At 38.7% G+C, this 14481-nt stretch carries 18 protein-coding genes; 14 read left to right on the top strand and 4 right to left on the bottom strand.

Annotated features, from left to right (window positions below; translation table 11 throughout):
• Nucleotides 1-6 precede the first annotated feature (6 nt).
• Together mltG and pabC are read right to left on the bottom strand one after the other, a co-directional pair.
• Entirely contained in the window at nt 7-1077 is a 1071-nt protein-coding gene (mltG, locus tag ACS604_RS11960; RefSeq protein WP_474771861.1) for an endolytic transglycosylase MltG, read from the bottom strand.
• A gap of 1 nt (nt 1078) precedes the next feature.
• Nucleotides 1079-1891: an aminodeoxychorismate lyase gene (gene pabC / locus ACS604_RS11955; RefSeq protein WP_004790717.1), complete on the bottom strand. Its 813-nt coding sequence runs from the start codon at nt 1889-1891 to the stop codon at nt 1079-1081.
• A 263-nt stretch (nt 1892-2154) separates the two neighbouring features.
• On the opposite strand from pabC, the gene ACS604_RS11950 reads away from it, so the two are divergent.
• The 6 genes from ACS604_RS11950 to ACS604_RS11925 all read left to right on the top strand — a co-directional run bounded on the left by ACS604_RS11950 (nt 2155) and on the right by ACS604_RS11925 (nt 7621).
• Nucleotides 2155-3162, top strand: a complete 1008-nt coding sequence (locus ACS604_RS11950) for a sulfate ABC transporter substrate-binding protein (RefSeq protein ID WP_004790716.1) — start codon at nt 2155-2157, stop codon at nt 3160-3162.
• A 30-nt stretch (nt 3163-3192) separates the two neighbouring features.
• Nucleotides 3193-3801 (top strand): RBBP9/YdeN family alpha/beta hydrolase, encoded by a 609-nt coding sequence (locus ACS604_RS11945; RefSeq protein ID WP_004790715.1) that lies wholly within the window; start codon nt 3193-3195, stop codon nt 3799-3801.
• 80 nt (nt 3802-3881) lie between these two features.
• Entirely contained in the window at nt 3882-4715 is an 834-nt protein-coding gene (gene cysT / locus ACS604_RS11940; RefSeq protein WP_004699938.1) for a sulfate ABC transporter permease subunit CysT, read from the top strand.
• Nucleotides 4712-5596: a sulfate ABC transporter permease subunit CysW gene (cysW, locus tag ACS604_RS11935; protein ID WP_353155073.1), complete on the top strand. Its 885-nt coding sequence runs from the start codon at nt 4712-4714 to the stop codon at nt 5594-5596. Before cysT ends, cysW begins: the two co-directional genes overlap by 4 nt.
• An 11-nt stretch (nt 5597-5607) precedes the next feature.
• Nucleotides 5608-6669 (top strand): sulfate/molybdate ABC transporter ATP-binding protein, encoded by a 1062-nt coding sequence (locus ACS604_RS11930; RefSeq protein WP_440202648.1) that lies wholly within the window; start codon nt 5608-5610, stop codon nt 6667-6669.
• 28 nt (nt 6670-6697) lie between these two features.
• A complete protein-coding gene (locus ACS604_RS11925) occupies nt 6698-7621 on the top strand; it encodes a CysB family HTH-type transcriptional regulator (RefSeq protein ID WP_004790709.1) in 924 nt (307 codons plus the stop codon).
• 89 nt (nt 7622-7710) lie between these two features.
• On the opposite strand, the gene carO is transcribed toward ACS604_RS11925, so the two are convergent.
• Nucleotides 7711-8460, bottom strand: coding sequence for an ornithine uptake porin CarO type 1 (gene carO, locus ACS604_RS11920; protein WP_004790707.1), 750 nt, complete (start codon nt 8458-8460; stop codon nt 7711-7713).
• A 286-nt stretch (nt 8461-8746) separates the two neighbouring features.
• Here carO and dapD point away from each other — a divergent pair, with 286 nt between their 5' ends.
• The 8 genes from dapD (at nt 8747) to ACS604_RS11880 (ending at nt 13848) form a co-directional block, all read left to right on the top strand.
• Nucleotides 8747-9568, top strand: coding sequence for a 2,3,4,5-tetrahydropyridine-2,6-dicarboxylate N-succinyltransferase (gene dapD / locus ACS604_RS11915; RefSeq protein ID WP_004699931.1), 822 nt, complete (start codon nt 8747-8749; stop codon nt 9566-9568).
• Between the two features lie 98 nt (nt 9569-9666).
• Nucleotides 9667-10377 carry a 7-carboxy-7-deazaguanine synthase QueE gene (gene queE / locus ACS604_RS11910; protein ID WP_004790704.1) on the top strand — a complete coding sequence of 237 codons (711 nt, stop codon included), beginning with the start codon at nt 9667-9669 and terminating at the stop codon, nt 10375-10377.
• 40 nt (nt 10378-10417) lie between these two features.
• Nucleotides 10418-11086, top strand: a complete 669-nt coding sequence (gene queC, locus ACS604_RS11905; RefSeq protein ID WP_004790702.1) for a 7-cyano-7-deazaguanine synthase QueC — start codon at nt 10418-10420, stop codon at nt 11084-11086.
• Nucleotides 11087-11102: 16 nt separating this feature from the next.
• The gene (locus tag ACS604_RS11900) at nt 11103-11519 is read left to right on the top strand and encodes a hypothetical protein (protein ID WP_017387866.1); all 417 of its coding nucleotides are present in this window, start codon (nt 11103-11105) and stop codon (nt 11517-11519) included.
• A gap of 99 nt (nt 11520-11618) precedes the next feature.
• Nucleotides 11619-12305: a Dph6-related ATP pyrophosphatase gene (locus ACS604_RS11895; RefSeq protein ID WP_474771860.1), complete on the top strand. Its 687-nt coding sequence runs from the start codon at nt 11619-11621 to the stop codon at nt 12303-12305.
• Between the two features lie 19 nt (nt 12306-12324).
• Nucleotides 12325-12786, top strand: a complete 462-nt coding sequence (locus ACS604_RS11890; RefSeq protein WP_151767145.1) for a peroxiredoxin — start codon at nt 12325-12327, stop codon at nt 12784-12786.
• 115 nt (nt 12787-12901) lie between these two features.
• Entirely contained in the window at nt 12902-13474 is a 573-nt protein-coding gene (locus tag ACS604_RS11885; protein WP_312821096.1) for a CAP domain-containing protein, read from the top strand.
• Nucleotides 13475-13485: 11 nt separating this feature from the next.
• Nucleotides 13486-13848, top strand: coding sequence for a glyoxalase superfamily protein (locus ACS604_RS11880; protein ID WP_004790695.1), 363 nt, complete (start codon nt 13486-13488; stop codon nt 13846-13848).
• 11 nt (nt 13849-13859) lie between these two features.
• Here the strand turns inward: ACS604_RS11880 and ACS604_RS11875 are convergent, their stop codons facing one another.
• A complete protein-coding gene (locus ACS604_RS11875) occupies nt 13860-14435 on the bottom strand; it encodes a nicotinate-nicotinamide nucleotide adenylyltransferase (RefSeq protein ID WP_474771859.1) in 576 nt (191 codons plus the stop codon).
• Nucleotides 14436-14481: the final 46 nt, after the last annotated feature.

Below are 14481 nucleotides of genomic sequence, written 5' to 3'. Positions count from 1 at the left end.
TTTTCCTTATTTCTTCGATCTCAACACGGATAAATAGTCCTGCACCGCTTGATTATGCGCCTGCAAACTTGCCGTAAATTTATGTCCACCATTGCCAGTCGCTACAAAATAGATGTTGTTTGAGTTATCTGGATGTAACGCTGCTTCAATCGCTTTTTGGCTTGGTAAAGCAATTGGAGTTGGAGGCAAACCATTAATGGTATAAGTATTATATGGCGTTGGGGTACGCAGGTCTTCTCGGGTAATATTGCCTTTATAGTTATTACCCATACCGTAAATAACCGTAGGATCTGTTTGTAAACGCATACCGAGTCTTAAACGGCGGACAAAAACGCCAGAAACTTGTGTAAGTTCACTGTCTAAACTTGTTTCTTTCTCAACAATAGAAGCCATAATTAATGCTTCATATTTATCTTTATAAGGTAAATTCGGCGCACGATTTGCCCAAGCAGCATCTAAAGCTTTCATTTGACGGTGGTATAAATCGGTCAGAATTTTCTTGTCAGTCTCGCCTTTGGCAAAGAAATAAGTATTCGGCGCGAACAAGCCTTCTGGATGATCGTAAGGAATCCCAAGCGCTTTCATAAGCTGATCATTAGGTAAATCTAATATTGTATTTTTTACGTTTTTATCATTTTTGAGTGCAGTAATAAGCTGCTTAAAAGTTGTACCTTCAATCACCAAAACACGGTTCATCTGAGCATTATCAGCGTCAGATAACATCTCTAATACTTGTCTTACACTCATCCCTTGTTCAATTTCATACACACCAGCTTTCATGCTGTCATGAATTATAAACTTTTGATAAAGCTTCAATACGATAGGAAAGCTAATTTTGCCTTCTTTGGCCAAACGATCAATAAAACCAGAATAAGTTTCTCCAGATGTAATAGATAACATCTGTTTTTTTCCTTCAATAGGATAAGCTTTGAATAGACTCGACCATAAAATGGCAAAGGCAGAAATTAAGACAATAAACAGGCCAATTAAAACCAGTCGCTTAGAAAATTTTGGAGCTTGTTTCTTGTTATTTTTCTTGGCGTTTTTTGCTTTCGCATTCACAGGTGGCTTCGGCATATTAATGAATCTGATTTAAGTTAAGGATATGAAATAAATCTATGCATGCCTGTGTATCTAGCGTTTTTTCGCCTAAATGAGTGACCACTCGCATAGGGTTTAAAGCATTACAAAAGAATAGACTTTGTATTTCAGATACTTCATCTAACTCAATCACACGTACTTCACAGGCAATACCATGGTGCTGCATACGCGCCAGAATTTCTGCCCGCATTACACCGTGGACGCCATTATAGCGAAGTTCAGGAGTAATCCATCTATCATTTAAACGAATAAAACAATTACTGCTGATCCCTTCAACAATATAACCTTGTACATCAGTAACTAATGCTTCAGCCCACCCGAGTTGATCTGCTTCTTTTTTTAGCAATACTTGTTCAAGACGGTTTAAAGATTTAAGTCCGACCAAGCTCGGCATGGTTAGACCTAGAGCCTGATTTAAGACACCGCACTGGATAGAGTCTGGCAAAAATGGCTCTAAAGCTTTTGGATAAAACCAGATATAAATATCTGCTTCATGCTTTGGCAAACTATAACCACGGTCACCTTCACCACGACTAATCACAATTTTTAAAGTGCCGTTGAGCACAAGATTTTGCTTTTGTAATTGCTGTAAGCTTTGTTCTATGAGTTCAAAATTCGCAGTTAAAGACAGTCTTTGACATGCAAGTTTTAGACGTTCCCAGTGTCTTTCTTTAAGCTCAATCTGGTTTTGAAAAACACGAATTGTAGTAAAGCACCCATCGCCATAATGAAATGCTCGATCCAATAAAGGAATGGTCTCAACAGGTTGCCCATTTTTAAAACACCACATGTTTGATCACCCTTTCTTAAAAATCGCACAACAAAAACAACACCTTTCATTTAAATAATAAATGATTGATTTTAAAAAATTATACCGATTTCGTATTAACTTTTAAAACTTGTTATATATCAAGATTTAAGAATAGTTTATCTCTTTTTACTATTTCTATTTTTTTCATATTAAATTCGTTTTTTATTATTTTTTTAGAATAAAGACTAGCGCTATTCTGCGTTCATGTTTTGAACATTTCATATTTTTTGAGGACTTATCTCATGCGTTTTTCACAATTAAAAGTCGGGGTTATCGCTGCACTTCTTTCTGTTTCATCATTTGCAGCTCAAGAGTTTTTAAATGTTTCTTACGATCCAACTCGTGAGTTATATACAGATTTCAACAAACAGTTCGGTACTTACTGGAAACAACGTACGGGTCAAGATATTGAGTTTAAGCAATCACACGGTGGTTCTGGTAAACAGGCGCGTGCGGTTATTGATGGCTTAAACGCAGATGTAGTGACATTGGCACTTGCGGCAGATATCGATGAAATTGCGGAAAAAGCAAAATTACTTCCAGCTGACTGGCAGAAAAAGTTACCGCAGAACTCTACCCCATACACTTCAACAATTGTGTTTTTAGTGCGTAAAGGTAATCCAAAACAAATTAAAGACTGGGGTGATTTAATCAAACCAGGTGTAGAAATTATTACGCCAAACCCGAAAACTTCAGGTGGTGCTCGTTGGAATTATCTTGCAGCTTGGGCTTGGGCAAAACATCAACCGGGTGGCAATGATGCAAAAGCACAAGAGTACGTTCGTCAAATTTATAAACACACTAAAGTTCTAGATTCGGGTGCACGTGGTGCCACGACTACTTTTGCTGAGCGTGGTATTGGTGATGTGTTACTCGCTTGGGAAAACGAAGCTCATTTAGCTCTTCGCGAACAACCGGGCAAATTTGAAATTATTACCCCGTCTCTTTCGATCTTAGCTGAGCCTCCAGTTGCAATTGTAGAGAAGAATGCAGCTAAAAAAGGCAACTTAACGATTGCTAAAGGTTATCTCAACTACTTGTACTCACCTGCTGGTCAAGAAATTGCAGCTCGTAACTTCTACCGTCCGCGTAACGCAGCTGTTCTTAAGAAATACGGCAATGTATTTAAGCCATTAAAGCTTGTAACCATCGACAAAGAATTTGGTGGTTGGACAAAAGTGCAAAAACAACATTTTGATAATGGTGGTGTTTTCGATCAAATCGTGAAAATCAATAGTGCAGAGAAATAATTCTTTGTTCTAAGGATAAGGAGAACAGACATGATTCACACTGTAATTGTTCCGGGTGTAGGTGGTAGTGAACATCAACATTGGCAATCTTGGTTGCAGCGTCAACTCGTGTCTAGTTCTCGTGTTGAGCAAAAAAACTGGGATAGACCCGTACTAAGCGAATGGGTTGAACAATTTGTTAAAACAGTTCAAGCAGCACCAACTCCTGTTCAGATTGTTGCACATAGTTTTGGATGTTTAACAAGTGTTGCTGCTTTAGCAGAGTACCCAGAATTAAGAAGCCAAGTGAAGAAACTTATTTTAGTCGCGCCAGCAAATCCAGCACGCTTTGGGGAAGCAGGATTTGCTCGTCATAGCTTGACCGACTACAAAGCGTATTTTCATCAATTAAAAATTGATGTGCCTGCAACGCTACTCATTAGTGAGAACGATCCTTGGCTCGGTCTTTTTGATGCCTTACAACTTGCAAAATCATGGAAGTTAAATCCAGTGAATCTTGGTGAAGTTGGTCATATTAATGTTGCCTCAGGTTTTGGGCCATTTCCAGATTTACTGAATTATTTGATTCCAGAAGATTCGATGTGTAGTTACTCATCTATCGACCCGGTAAAAACACATTTCTCTTTGAAATTTGCTTAATACCAATCTTTATACCGCACCGTTTATCTTTATTTATTCGCTTACTGGTTTCAGCAGGCTTTTCTCTTTGAGGAAATATCATGTCGCAGCGATCCCGAGTGCTGCCTGGGTTTGGCCTATCTTTGGGCTTCACCCTCGCCTATGTGTCTTTTATTGTGCTTATTCCATTAGCCGCAGTCTTTATCAAATCATTTGGAATCGGATGGGACGGATTATGGGAAATTTTAACGTCTGAGCGTATTTTAAAATCGCTTCAACTCAGCTTTAGCTCAGCATTAATCGCAGCGTTTATTAATGTTGTGTTTGGTTTGCTTTTAGCCTGGTGCCTTGTGCGCTATAACTTTCCTGGGAAACGTCTGGTTGATGCCTTGGTCGATTTACCTTTTGCACTTCCAACAGCGGTTGCAGGTATTGCGCTTACCTCACTCTATGCACCTACTGGCTGGATAGGCCAATATCTGGAACCACTTGGTATTCAGGTTGCCTATACACCTATCGGGATTACGCTGGCATTGGTGTTTATCGGTATCCCATTTATTGTAAGAACAGTTCAACCAGTACTCAGTGATATCGAAACTGAACTTGAAGAAGCGGCTTCCGCACTCGGCGCAAATCGTTGGCAAACCATCACTAAAATTATTTTACCGATCTTACTACCTGCCCTATTTACAGGCTTTGCTTTGGCATTTGCCCGCGGTGTGGGGGAATATGGTTCTGTTATTTTCATTGCTGGCAATCAACCTTTTAAAACAGAGATTGCACCACTCATGATTATTTCTCGTCTTGAGGAATATGACTATGCAGGTGCAACCACTATTGCTGCGGTCATGTTAGTTCTCTCTTTCATTATTTTATTTGCCATTAATTTACTTCAAGCGTGGGCAAACCGTCGTACAGGGAGAAATATCACATGAATTTACATACCGACAGCAATGCGCTTGCCTTGAAGTTGCAATCTCGTGACGCGACACGTGAGCCGACTTGGGTACGTTATACCTTAATTACAATTGCGCTGGTTTTTTTCCTCAGTTGCCTCATGTTGCCACTCATTCTGGTTTTTGTAGAAGCATTTAAACAAGGACTTGAAGTTTATGTTCAAGCTTTGATTGATCCAGACACGCTATCAGCAGTGAAATTAACCTTACTCACCGCAGCAATTGCTGTTCCAATTAATGTGGTATTTGGTGTTGCCGCTGCATGGGCTGTTTCTAAGTTCCAGTTTAGAGGTAAGGCAGTTTTAACTACCATTATTGATATGCCTTTTTCAGTTTCACCTGTTATCGCAGGTTTAATGATTGTACTGATTTTCGGTGCTCAAGGTTGGTTAGGCGGCTGGTTAATGGACCATGACATCAAGATTCTATATGCCGTACCTGCAATTGTTTTAGCGACTATCTTTATTACCGTTCCATTTGTAGCACGTGAGTTAATTCCACTCATGGAAGCTCAAGGAACTGAAGAGGAAGAAGCAGCTATCGTACTCGGCGCATCAGGATGGCAAACCTTTTGGAAGGTCACACTCCCTAACATTAAATGGGGGCTAATTTACGGCGTAATTCTTTGTAATGCCCGTGCAATGGGTGAGTTTGGCGCAGTATCGGTGGTTTCTGGTCACATTCGTGGTGAAACCAATACCTTGCCACTTCATGTCGAAATTTTATATAACGAGTACACCTTTAGCGCAGCTTTTGCCGTGTCCTCATTACTTGCTTTTTTAGCCATATTAACGCTGGTATTGAAAACGTGGTTAGAACTACATCAAGACAAACCAGAACCACATTCAACTGATTCGTAAGGAATGAAATCATGAGTATTCAAGTTAAAAATATTGAAAAACACTTTGGTGCATTCCATGCGCTTAAAAATATTTCCCTAGACTTTCCAGAAGGTGAACTGGTTGCATTACTTGGCCCATCTGGATGCGGTAAAACGACTCTACTTAGAATTATTGCAGGTCTAGAATCAGCCGATGGCGGTCAAGTGTTACTTGAAGGTGAAGATGCGACTAATGTACATGTACGTGAGCGTCAGGTTGGCTTTGTATTTCAGCACTATGCTTTATTCCGCCACATGACAGTATTTGACAATATTGCCTTTGGTTTACGTGTTCGTCCTCGTGCGACTCGCCCTTCAGAAGCTGAAATTAAAAAACGCGTTACGCGTTTACTCGATTTAGTTCAACTTGGATTTTTAGCAGACCGCTACCCTGCACAGCTTTCAGGCGGCCAACGTCAGCGTATTGCTTTAGCCCGTGCTTTGGCAGTAGAACCTCGAGTCTTATTACTTGATGAGCCGTTTGGTGCGCTAGATGCTAAAGTCCGTAAGGAGTTACGCCGCTGGCTACGCAACTTACATGATGAATTGCATATTACTTCAATTTTCGTGACTCATGATCAGGAAGAAGCACTTGAAGTTGCAGATCAGATTATTGTAATGAATAAAGGTAATGTGGAACAGATCGGCTCACCTCGTGAAGTTTATGAAAAACCATCAACACCATTCGTATTTGATTTCTTGGGTCAGGCAAATCGTTTTGAAGGTGAAAATACAGACGGTATTATCCGTATGGGCAATGACCGTATTCAATTACCAACGTTAGTTGAAGCACCTCAAGGAAAAGTGATTGCTTTTGCCCGTCCAGATGAGTTACATATTCACTCGCAACCGCAGGCGAATAGCATTGAAGCCATTTTTGTACGTGAAATCTGGATTGCTGGAAAAGTTGTGGCGGAATTACAAGACCGTAATGGACGTTTAATTGAAATTGCTCTGAGCAGTGAAGCTGCAAAATTACATGCATTTAAACCGAATCAAACTGTTTGGGTGAGTGCATCTCAATTGCACTTATTTGCAGATCAAGTTGCTTAAGAAATATATTTGGTAAGGAAAAGTGTGAATGAACTTTCAACAATTAAGAATTATCCGAGAAACTGTACGCCAAAACTTTAACTTAACCGAAGCATCGGCTGCACTCTACACGTCTCAATCAGGTGTAAGTAAACATATTAAAGATCTAGAAGATGAGCTCGGCGTACAACTTTTTATACGAAAAGGTAAACGTCTTTTAGGTTTAACAGAGCCAGGACAATCTCTTCTTGGCATTGTTGAACGCATGTTGGTTGATGCTGAAAATATTAAACGCCTTGCAGAAGACTTTAATAAAGTTGATGAAGGCACATTAACGATCGCAACAACCCATACTCAAGCACGTTATGTGTTACCTCCGATCGTAAACCAATTTAAGAAGTTATTTCCTAAAGTTCATTTGATTTTACAACAAGCCAGCCCTGTTGAAATCTCAGAAATGCTCTTACAAGGCGAGGCGGATATTGGGATTGCCACAGAGTCTTTAACAACTGAAGAAAATCTGGCTAGTATTCCTTACTATCAATGGCAACACAGCATTATCACACCGCAAAATCATCCTTTAGTAAAGGCAGACAAGATTACGCTTGAACTTTTAGCGGACTATCCACTCATTACTTATCATGGCGGTTTTACAGGTCGCTCTAAAATTGACAAAGCTTTTGAAGAAGCTCATCTTGATGCAGATATCGTAATGTCTGCTCTTGATGCAGACGTTATTAAAACGTATGTCGAATTGGGTATGGGAGTCGGAATTGTCAATGACGTGGCTTATGACACAGAACGTGATCATCGTTTAAAACAAACCAAAACTGATATTTTTGGTGTCAATACGACATGGATTGCAGTTCGTAAAGGTCACCTACTACGCGGTTATGGTTACGAGTTTATTTCCTTATGCTCACCTGATGCCGATATTAAAGCGCTTAAGAAAATTGCTTACCCTGATGAATAAAGATTAAGAGAAAATAAAAGAGCTAAAAAGCTCTTTTATTTTATTAGATGCAAAAAAAACGAGCCGCAGCTCGTTTTTTCTTTTATATCTTACCAGTAGAAGTTCACACCAACTTTACCAACTGGCATCCATTCATACTTATTATCGTTACGAATTTCATTTGCTTCTTTATCAACAGCATCTTGAGCAGATGTTGGATTACCTGTTACAGGAGCAAGATTGTACTGAGTTAATTGAACTGATGGATTACCAGTATAATATGCACCTACCTCACCAAACACACCCCAATTTTTATTGAATTTTGGAGCAAAACCAAAACCTAAGTATGGAGCAATATCATTCTTGTAAGACATTTTACCTCTTACACCGCCCTCTTGACCAGCAACTGCTTGTTGATAGTTCTTACCATCAATTGATAAAGTTTCACCATTACCAATACGTTTAGCTAAGTCATAATCATTATCTAGATAAGCAGCACCAGCAGCTACATATAAGCCTTGAGCCCATGGATTAGAACTAGCACCCCATGGACGAATCTCAGCATTTAAATAGATATTGTTATTATCCATATCTAGGTCATATTTCGTACCATTTACAGAAACATCATCTGTCCACGAAATGTCACCACCATTATAACCAAGAGCCAAACCTACATATGGGTTTGCTTGCCATAATAAAGCACCACCGTAACCAGTTGTACCTACCTCAGCACGCACCCCTACAGGAAGTAATTGTTTTTGGTCAAATGCATAGCTGTCATGAACAACGGCTTCATCTGCCATTACAGCACCAGCAGCGAATAAAGCTGTTGTTGTTACTAATACACGTAATGCTTTCATAGTTTTCTCCTCAAAAAGGCTCTGTTTTTAATTTTGTGACTAAAATCATAATAAAAGAGCTTAGATTCTTTTTTATACAAAAAATGCTAGATTTCTGTTATTTTTTGATACAAATTGAGTTAAATTTTTATTTTCTAATCATTTTTGTGTAAAAAACACTTGATTATCTAATAAGCTTAATTTCATTTAACCTATTTATATCCTCAATTAAACGTAACACGTTTTTTCAAAGATTCTTGTCACAAATTAGTGTAAAATCTTTAAAATTTTTTATGGAAGGAAGATCATGTCTCAGCTTTCTACGATCATTGAGCAAGCATTTGAAGACCGCGCAAACTTTACTGCAGCAGATTGCTCAAGCGAAATCCGCCAAGCTGTTGAAGAAGCAATTGCTGGTTTAGATAACGGTACACTTCGAGTTGCTGAAAAGATCAATGGTGAATGGGTTGTTCACCAGTGGTTAAAAAAAGCTGTTTTATTATCATTTAAACTAAATGACAATAAACCAATCGAGTCATGTGATCTTCGTTTCTACGATAAAGTTGAAACTAAATTCTCTGGTTGGACTGAAGAGCAATTTAAAGCAGCAGGTGTTCGTGTTGTTCCTCCTGCTGTAGCGCGTCGTGGTAGCTTCCAAGCTAAAAACGTAGTGTTAATGCCTTCTTATGTAAACATTGGTGCTTATGTAGATGAAGGCACAATGGTTGATACATGGGCAACTGTAGGTTCATGTGCTCAAATCGGTAAAAATGTTCACTTGTCTGGTGGTGTAGGTATCGGTGGTGTTTTAGAACCATTACAAGCTAACCCAACCATTATTGAAGACAATTGCTTTATCGGTGCGCGTTCAGAAATCGTTGAAGGCGTAATTGTTGAAGAAGGCTCAGTCATTTCAATGGGCGTTTTCATTGGTCAATCAACTAAAATTTATGACCGCGAAACTGGCGAAATCCATTATGGTCGTGTACCAGCAGGTTCAGTTGTAGTTTCAGGCAGCTTGCCATCTAAATGTGGAACTTACAGCTTATACGCTGCAATTATCGTGAAAAAAGTTGATGCAAAAACACGTGCAAAAACGAGCTTGAACGATTTGTTACGCGCTGACTAATTTGCTATAACGCTCTTGCGGAGCTTTAATCGCTCCTCATCTCTACGATCCAACTGATCGTAGAGATTTTATTTTTTATATAGTGTGGTATTTCTAGAATGGCTTCCTTACGTTCCTCTGCAATTCCTGTCTCTGACCCTGCGTCTGGTTTACGCATTACCGAGATTTTTTACTCGTTGCAGGGTGAAGCGAATGCTTCTGGTTTACCGACTGTATTCATTCGCTTAACAGGCTGTCCACTACGTTGTAGTTACTGTGATACGACTTATTCTTTTGAAGGCGGAGAACGTTTTTCACTTGAACATATCATTGAAACAGCTAAACAGTATCAAACACCTTATATTTGTGTTACTGGTGGCGAACCATTAGCACAGCCAAACTGTTTGATTCTATTACAACGCTTATGCGAAGCAGGCTTTGATGTTTCTTTGGAAACTAGTGGCGCGCTCGATGTCTCAAAAGTAGATTCGCGTGTTTCTAAAGTTCTCGATTTAAAAACTCCAACTTCTGGTGAGGAACATCGCAATCTCATCAGTAATCTTGATCATTTGACTGCACATGACCAAATTAAATTCGTCATTTGTAACCGCGAAGATTATGAATGGTCAAAGCAGCAAGTTGAAAAATATCAACTGCATAAAAAAGTCAGTACCGTTTGGTTCTCCCCTGCCTTTGCAGTTGAAAAAGGTGCTGTTGGCCTGCCACGTCTAGCACGTGATCTGGCACAGTGGATACTTGATGATAAACTCCTTGTTCGCTTCCAACTTCAGTTACATAAACTGCTTTGGAACGATGAATCAGGTCGTTAATCACTCAATAAAATAAATCATTCCGAATATGGAGAAAAATATGCGCCCTCGTGCCATTGTTTTGCTTTCAGGCGGCTTAGACTCAACCACTTGCCTAGCTTGGGCACAAGCACGCTATGAATGTATTGCTATTAGTTTTATGTATGGCCAACGCTCAACGACTGAACTAGATGCAGCAAAAGCATTAGCTCAACGTGCAGGTGTTGAACATCGTGTAATTAATATCGATTTGGCGAATTTAGGTGGATCTGCACTTACAGACCACAACATTGCTGTACCAGAACAGTTACAAGAAGGTATTCCTGTAACTTATGTACCAGCGCGTAACACTATTTTCCTCTCTTATGCTCTAGCTGCAGCTGAAGTATTTAATGCTGAAGCGATTGTTATTGGTATCAATGCTGTTGATTATTCAGGATATCCTGATTGTCGTCCTGAATTTATTGATGCTTTTGCGAATATGGCACGCTTAGCAACTAAAGCTGGTGTAGAAGGAAAACCACTTAAGTTTGAAACACCACTGTTACATTTATCCAAAGCGAATATTATACGTTTAGGGATTGAACATGGCGTAGACTATAGTCAAACGGTATCTTGCTACCAAGCAGATGCTCAAGGACGTGCGTGTGGCAAATGTGACAGTTGCCGTTTGCGTAAAGAAGGCTTTATTGAGGCCGGTGTTGCCGACCCAACACGCTATATACCGTAATAAGTAGGTAAAATTTATGAAGTTGTTAAAATCAAATCTTATTCTTTCATCTTTGTTTTCAACAGTTGCTCTTATGGCTGGTACAGCACATGCTGCCGAAAACCCAGTTCAAGCAGCATATAAAAGTACTAACGTTAAAGGTGCATTAGTTAACGTTTGTAAAGATCAAACAGCTAAAGGTGGCAAACTAAGTTCATCTGAAGTTAGCAAATTCTGTAGCTGCCAAGTTGAAGCACAAGGTAAAGTGACTGAAGCACAAAAATGGGAAATCCAAAGTGCAATCAATGCGAAGAAAAGCCCAAGCTCTCTAGGATTTGTACAACAACAAAACCGTGATCTTAAAGCATGTTTCGGTCCTCAGTTAACAACTAAACTTGAAAAATTAACTGAAGATGCAATGAAAGCTGCTCAACAACAAGCTCCTAAAAAATAAGCTTTTGTTATTCCAAATTAAGCCTGCATTTATGCAGGCTTTTTTGTAGCTCTGTTAAAATGATCTTATCGAACTTGAACAATTTATCCGAAATAAACCATGCAAGAACAATGGAAAACCAACGCAATAAATAAGACCTCTATTGTTTCATTCAGTGGTGGTAAAGACAGCTCCCTTGCACTCTACCATGCAATGAAAACTGGTACGGTGAGTGGGCTCATTGTCATGCTGGAAGAACAAGGTCAGCGCTCTCGTTTACATGCTATGCCACTTGATATTATTCAAGCACAAGCTAAAGCAATCGGCTTACCAGTATTCATGGCTTCATCAAGCTGGAATGACTATGAAGCTAAATTTATTGAATTACTCATTCAGGCAAAACAACAAGGTGCTGAGGTACTTGTTACAGGCGATCTGGATATGCCTGAACATGGATGTTGGCATGATCGAATAACTCAACAGGTAGGACTCAAATTAGGAATGCCTCTTTGGCTTCGCCCACATCGTGAAGTTGTTGAAGAATTTATCAATCTTGGTTTCCATAGTGTGCTTGTAACAGTGAACTTAAAACTAGGAATGACAATTCAAGATTTAGGAAAAACTTTAACCTTAGAATATATAAAAGAACTTGAAAACCGTGGTATTGATCCATGTGGTGAAGGCGGTGAATTTCATACGACGGTAATTGATGGCCCAATTTTTAACAAACCAATTCCTGTAAGAAAGCTCGATATTGTTTATTATGAAGAATATGCTTTTTTACCACTTGAATTAGATCAAATTTAGCTTTTTTGAAGGATGAGAAATGACTGACAATATCCAATTACCAAATCAGGTATTCCCAACGACACAAGGTGAAGTGAACTTGACTGAGGTCGAAAACGAATGGTTAATCATTTACTTCTACCCTAAAGATTCAACTCCAGGATGTACAACACAAGCAGTTGGTTTTTCTTGTCTAAAAGATCAGTTTGAAGCTTTAGGTGCTCGTATTTACGGTGTTTCGCGCGACTCAGTAAAAGCCCACCAAAACTTTACTGAAAAACAGGCACTGACTATTGATCTGATTAGTGATAAAGAAGAAGTACTGTGTAAGCACTTCGATGTGATTAAAGAAAAAAATATGTATGGCAAAAAAGTAATGGGTATTGAACGCTCTACTTTCATTTTCCATAACAAAACTTTAGTTAAAAGCTACCGTAAAGTTAAAGCTGCTGGGCATGCGGAACAAGTTCTAGAAGACTTAAAAGCCCTTCAAACAGCTTAATAAAATTAACAAAAAAAGCGAGTTTTACACTCGCTTTTTGTTTGCAAAGCATTACCCAATACTTTGACTTTGGCGTATCATAAAAATATTAGAATAATTATTTTAAGGCAATGATATGAGTCTACTACTCAAAACTTGCTCTTTGCTGCCTGCTACTCTTTTTATCGGTGCATGTAGTGCAAATACATTAGCAATATCCACTGACACGCCCACAACAATTGCTCAAATTCAAAAAAATTCCAATGAAATAAGCTGCCAAGACTTGCAAAACCCAGCCTATCAACAAGCTGTACTAAACACAATTAATCAGATCCGACAGCAATCACGCCAATGTGGTCAGCAGTATTTCCCAGCAACCAAACCTTTGAGCTGGAGTAATAATTTATATAAAGGTGCACTTTCTCATAGTGAAGATATGGCTGCACACAACTTTCTCGGGCATGTTGGCTCAACCGGTCTGGACTTAAAATCACGTTTGAAAATTTACAATACACTTGGTAAAGCCAATGGTGAAAATGTCGCTAGTGGCCAAAAAACTTTAGGGCAAGTTATGTCTAAATGGCTAACAAGTCCCTTGCATTGTAGTAATCTAATGAATCCAAAATTCACCACTTACGCAATTGCGTGTGCTTCTGATCAGTCTGTAAAGCAAAAGAGTTATTGGACTCAACAATTTGGTACGCGTTAAAAGGAAAAATGATGCAATCTGGTTCAATCACTCCAATTTTAAGAATTTTTGATGTTGATTTAGCTCAATCATTTTATCTTGAGTTCTTAGGTTTTCAGCTTGATTGGCAACATCAATTTGAAGATAACTTTCCGTTATATTTACAAATTTCCAAAGATGATTGCGTTATTCATTTATCAGAGCATTTTGGTGATGCAAGTCCACATAGTGCAATCCGTATTTATTGGGAACATATTTATGAGCTGCACAGCGAACTAAGCAAAAAAGATTATAAATTTTCTAAGCCTCAGGTTGAAAAAACAGATTGGGAAACACTTGAACTCAGCATCACCGATCCTTTTTCCAACCGAATTATCTTTTGGGCAGATGCTTAATCTAGATGAATTTATTCAAACTCATCTAGATTAGAGCGATCATCTTCTTCAAATCGTTGTTGCAGTTGTTGATAAGTACGTGTTTTTTTAAACTCATCTAAAAATTTAATCGTTCCTACAGGAAAAAATTCCGTTTGGATTTCACCACGATAATAAGCTTCACGCATTGGCGTTGCCGAAATTGAATCTTTTAAGCTATCCAGCTCAACCATGATCCACTCTGGAAATAATCTTAAATAATATGAAGACTCATCCTTAAAATGCCCGATCAAACCAATTTTTGAGTTCGGTTCAATTACACCATTCACTAAAGATTTGACTTGTTTTACCCACTTTTCGTCATTATAAACATCTACCACATGTACAAAACGGATGCGTCTTTGTTCTTCTAGAGAAAAATTTGACAAGATCATTTGCTCACGCTCTATTGCTAAGAATGGATTTTTAATATTACGTTCCATTTGAGCAGAGCCTAGTGCCAAAACCACATAGTGACTTTGTTGTAAGGCAATTTCAATTGTCTGCATATGAGCCAAATGAAATGGTTGAAAACGCCCTATAAAAACGAGATAGTCAAATTTATACATAATTAGATTTTCACTTTTTATGAACTCATCAGTAACGCTCATTACA

This window comes from Acinetobacter sp. Li1LvA2, assembly GCF_056156705.1.
This window is presented reverse-complemented; position numbering and strand designations above follow the sequence as displayed.

Bases quoted from the DNA above. Each gene is read 5' to 3' on its own strand.
- ACS604_RS11930 (WP_440202648.1), top strand. From the start codon at position 5,608: ATGAGTATTCAAGTTAAAAATATTGAAAAACACTTTGGTGCATTCCAT.
- cysT (WP_004699938.1), top strand. From the start codon at position 3,882: ATGTCGCAGCGATCCCGAGTGCTGCCTGGGTTTGGCCTATCTTTGGGC.
- dapD (WP_004699931.1), top strand. From the start codon at position 8,747: ATGTCTCAGCTTTCTACGATCATTGAGCAAGCATTTGAAGACCGCGCA.
- mltG (WP_474771861.1), bottom strand. From the start codon at position 1,077: ATGCCGAAGCCACCTGTGAATGCGAAAGCAAAAAACGCCAAGAAAAAT.
- pabC (WP_004790717.1), bottom strand. From the start codon at position 1,891: ATGTGGTGTTTTAAAAATGGGCAACCTGTTGAGACCATTCCTTTATTG.
- cysW (WP_353155073.1), top strand. From the start codon at position 4,712: ATGAATTTACATACCGACAGCAATGCGCTTGCCTTGAAGTTGCAATCT.
- ACS604_RS11880 (WP_004790695.1), top strand. From the start codon at position 13,486: ATGCAATCTGGTTCAATCACTCCAATTTTAAGAATTTTTGATGTTGAT.
- ACS604_RS11895 (WP_474771860.1), top strand. From the start codon at position 11,619: ATGCAAGAACAATGGAAAACCAACGCAATAAATAAGACCTCTATTGTT.
- queC (WP_004790702.1), top strand. From the start codon at position 10,418: ATGCGCCCTCGTGCCATTGTTTTGCTTTCAGGCGGCTTAGACTCAACC.
- carO (WP_004790707.1), bottom strand. From the start codon at position 8,460: ATGAAAGCATTACGTGTATTAGTAACAACAACAGCTTTATTCGCTGCT.
- ACS604_RS11900 (WP_017387866.1), top strand. From the start codon at position 11,103: ATGAAGTTGTTAAAATCAAATCTTATTCTTTCATCTTTGTTTTCAACA.
- ACS604_RS11885 (WP_312821096.1), top strand. From the start codon at position 12,902: ATGAGTCTACTACTCAAAACTTGCTCTTTGCTGCCTGCTACTCTTTTT.
- queE (WP_004790704.1), top strand. From the start codon at position 9,667: ATGGCTTCCTTACGTTCCTCTGCAATTCCTGTCTCTGACCCTGCGTCT.
- ACS604_RS11925 (WP_004790709.1), top strand. From the start codon at position 6,698: ATGAACTTTCAACAATTAAGAATTATCCGAGAAACTGTACGCCAAAAC.
- ACS604_RS11875 (WP_474771859.1), bottom strand. From the start codon at position 14,435: ATGTATAAATTTGACTATCTCGTTTTTATAGGGCGTTTTCAACCATTT.
- ACS604_RS11950 (WP_004790716.1), top strand. From the start codon at position 2,155: ATGCGTTTTTCACAATTAAAAGTCGGGGTTATCGCTGCACTTCTTTCT.
- ACS604_RS11945 (WP_004790715.1), top strand. From the start codon at position 3,193: ATGATTCACACTGTAATTGTTCCGGGTGTAGGTGGTAGTGAACATCAA.
- ACS604_RS11890 (WP_151767145.1), top strand. From the start codon at position 12,325: ATGACTGACAATATCCAATTACCAAATCAGGTATTCCCAACGACACAA.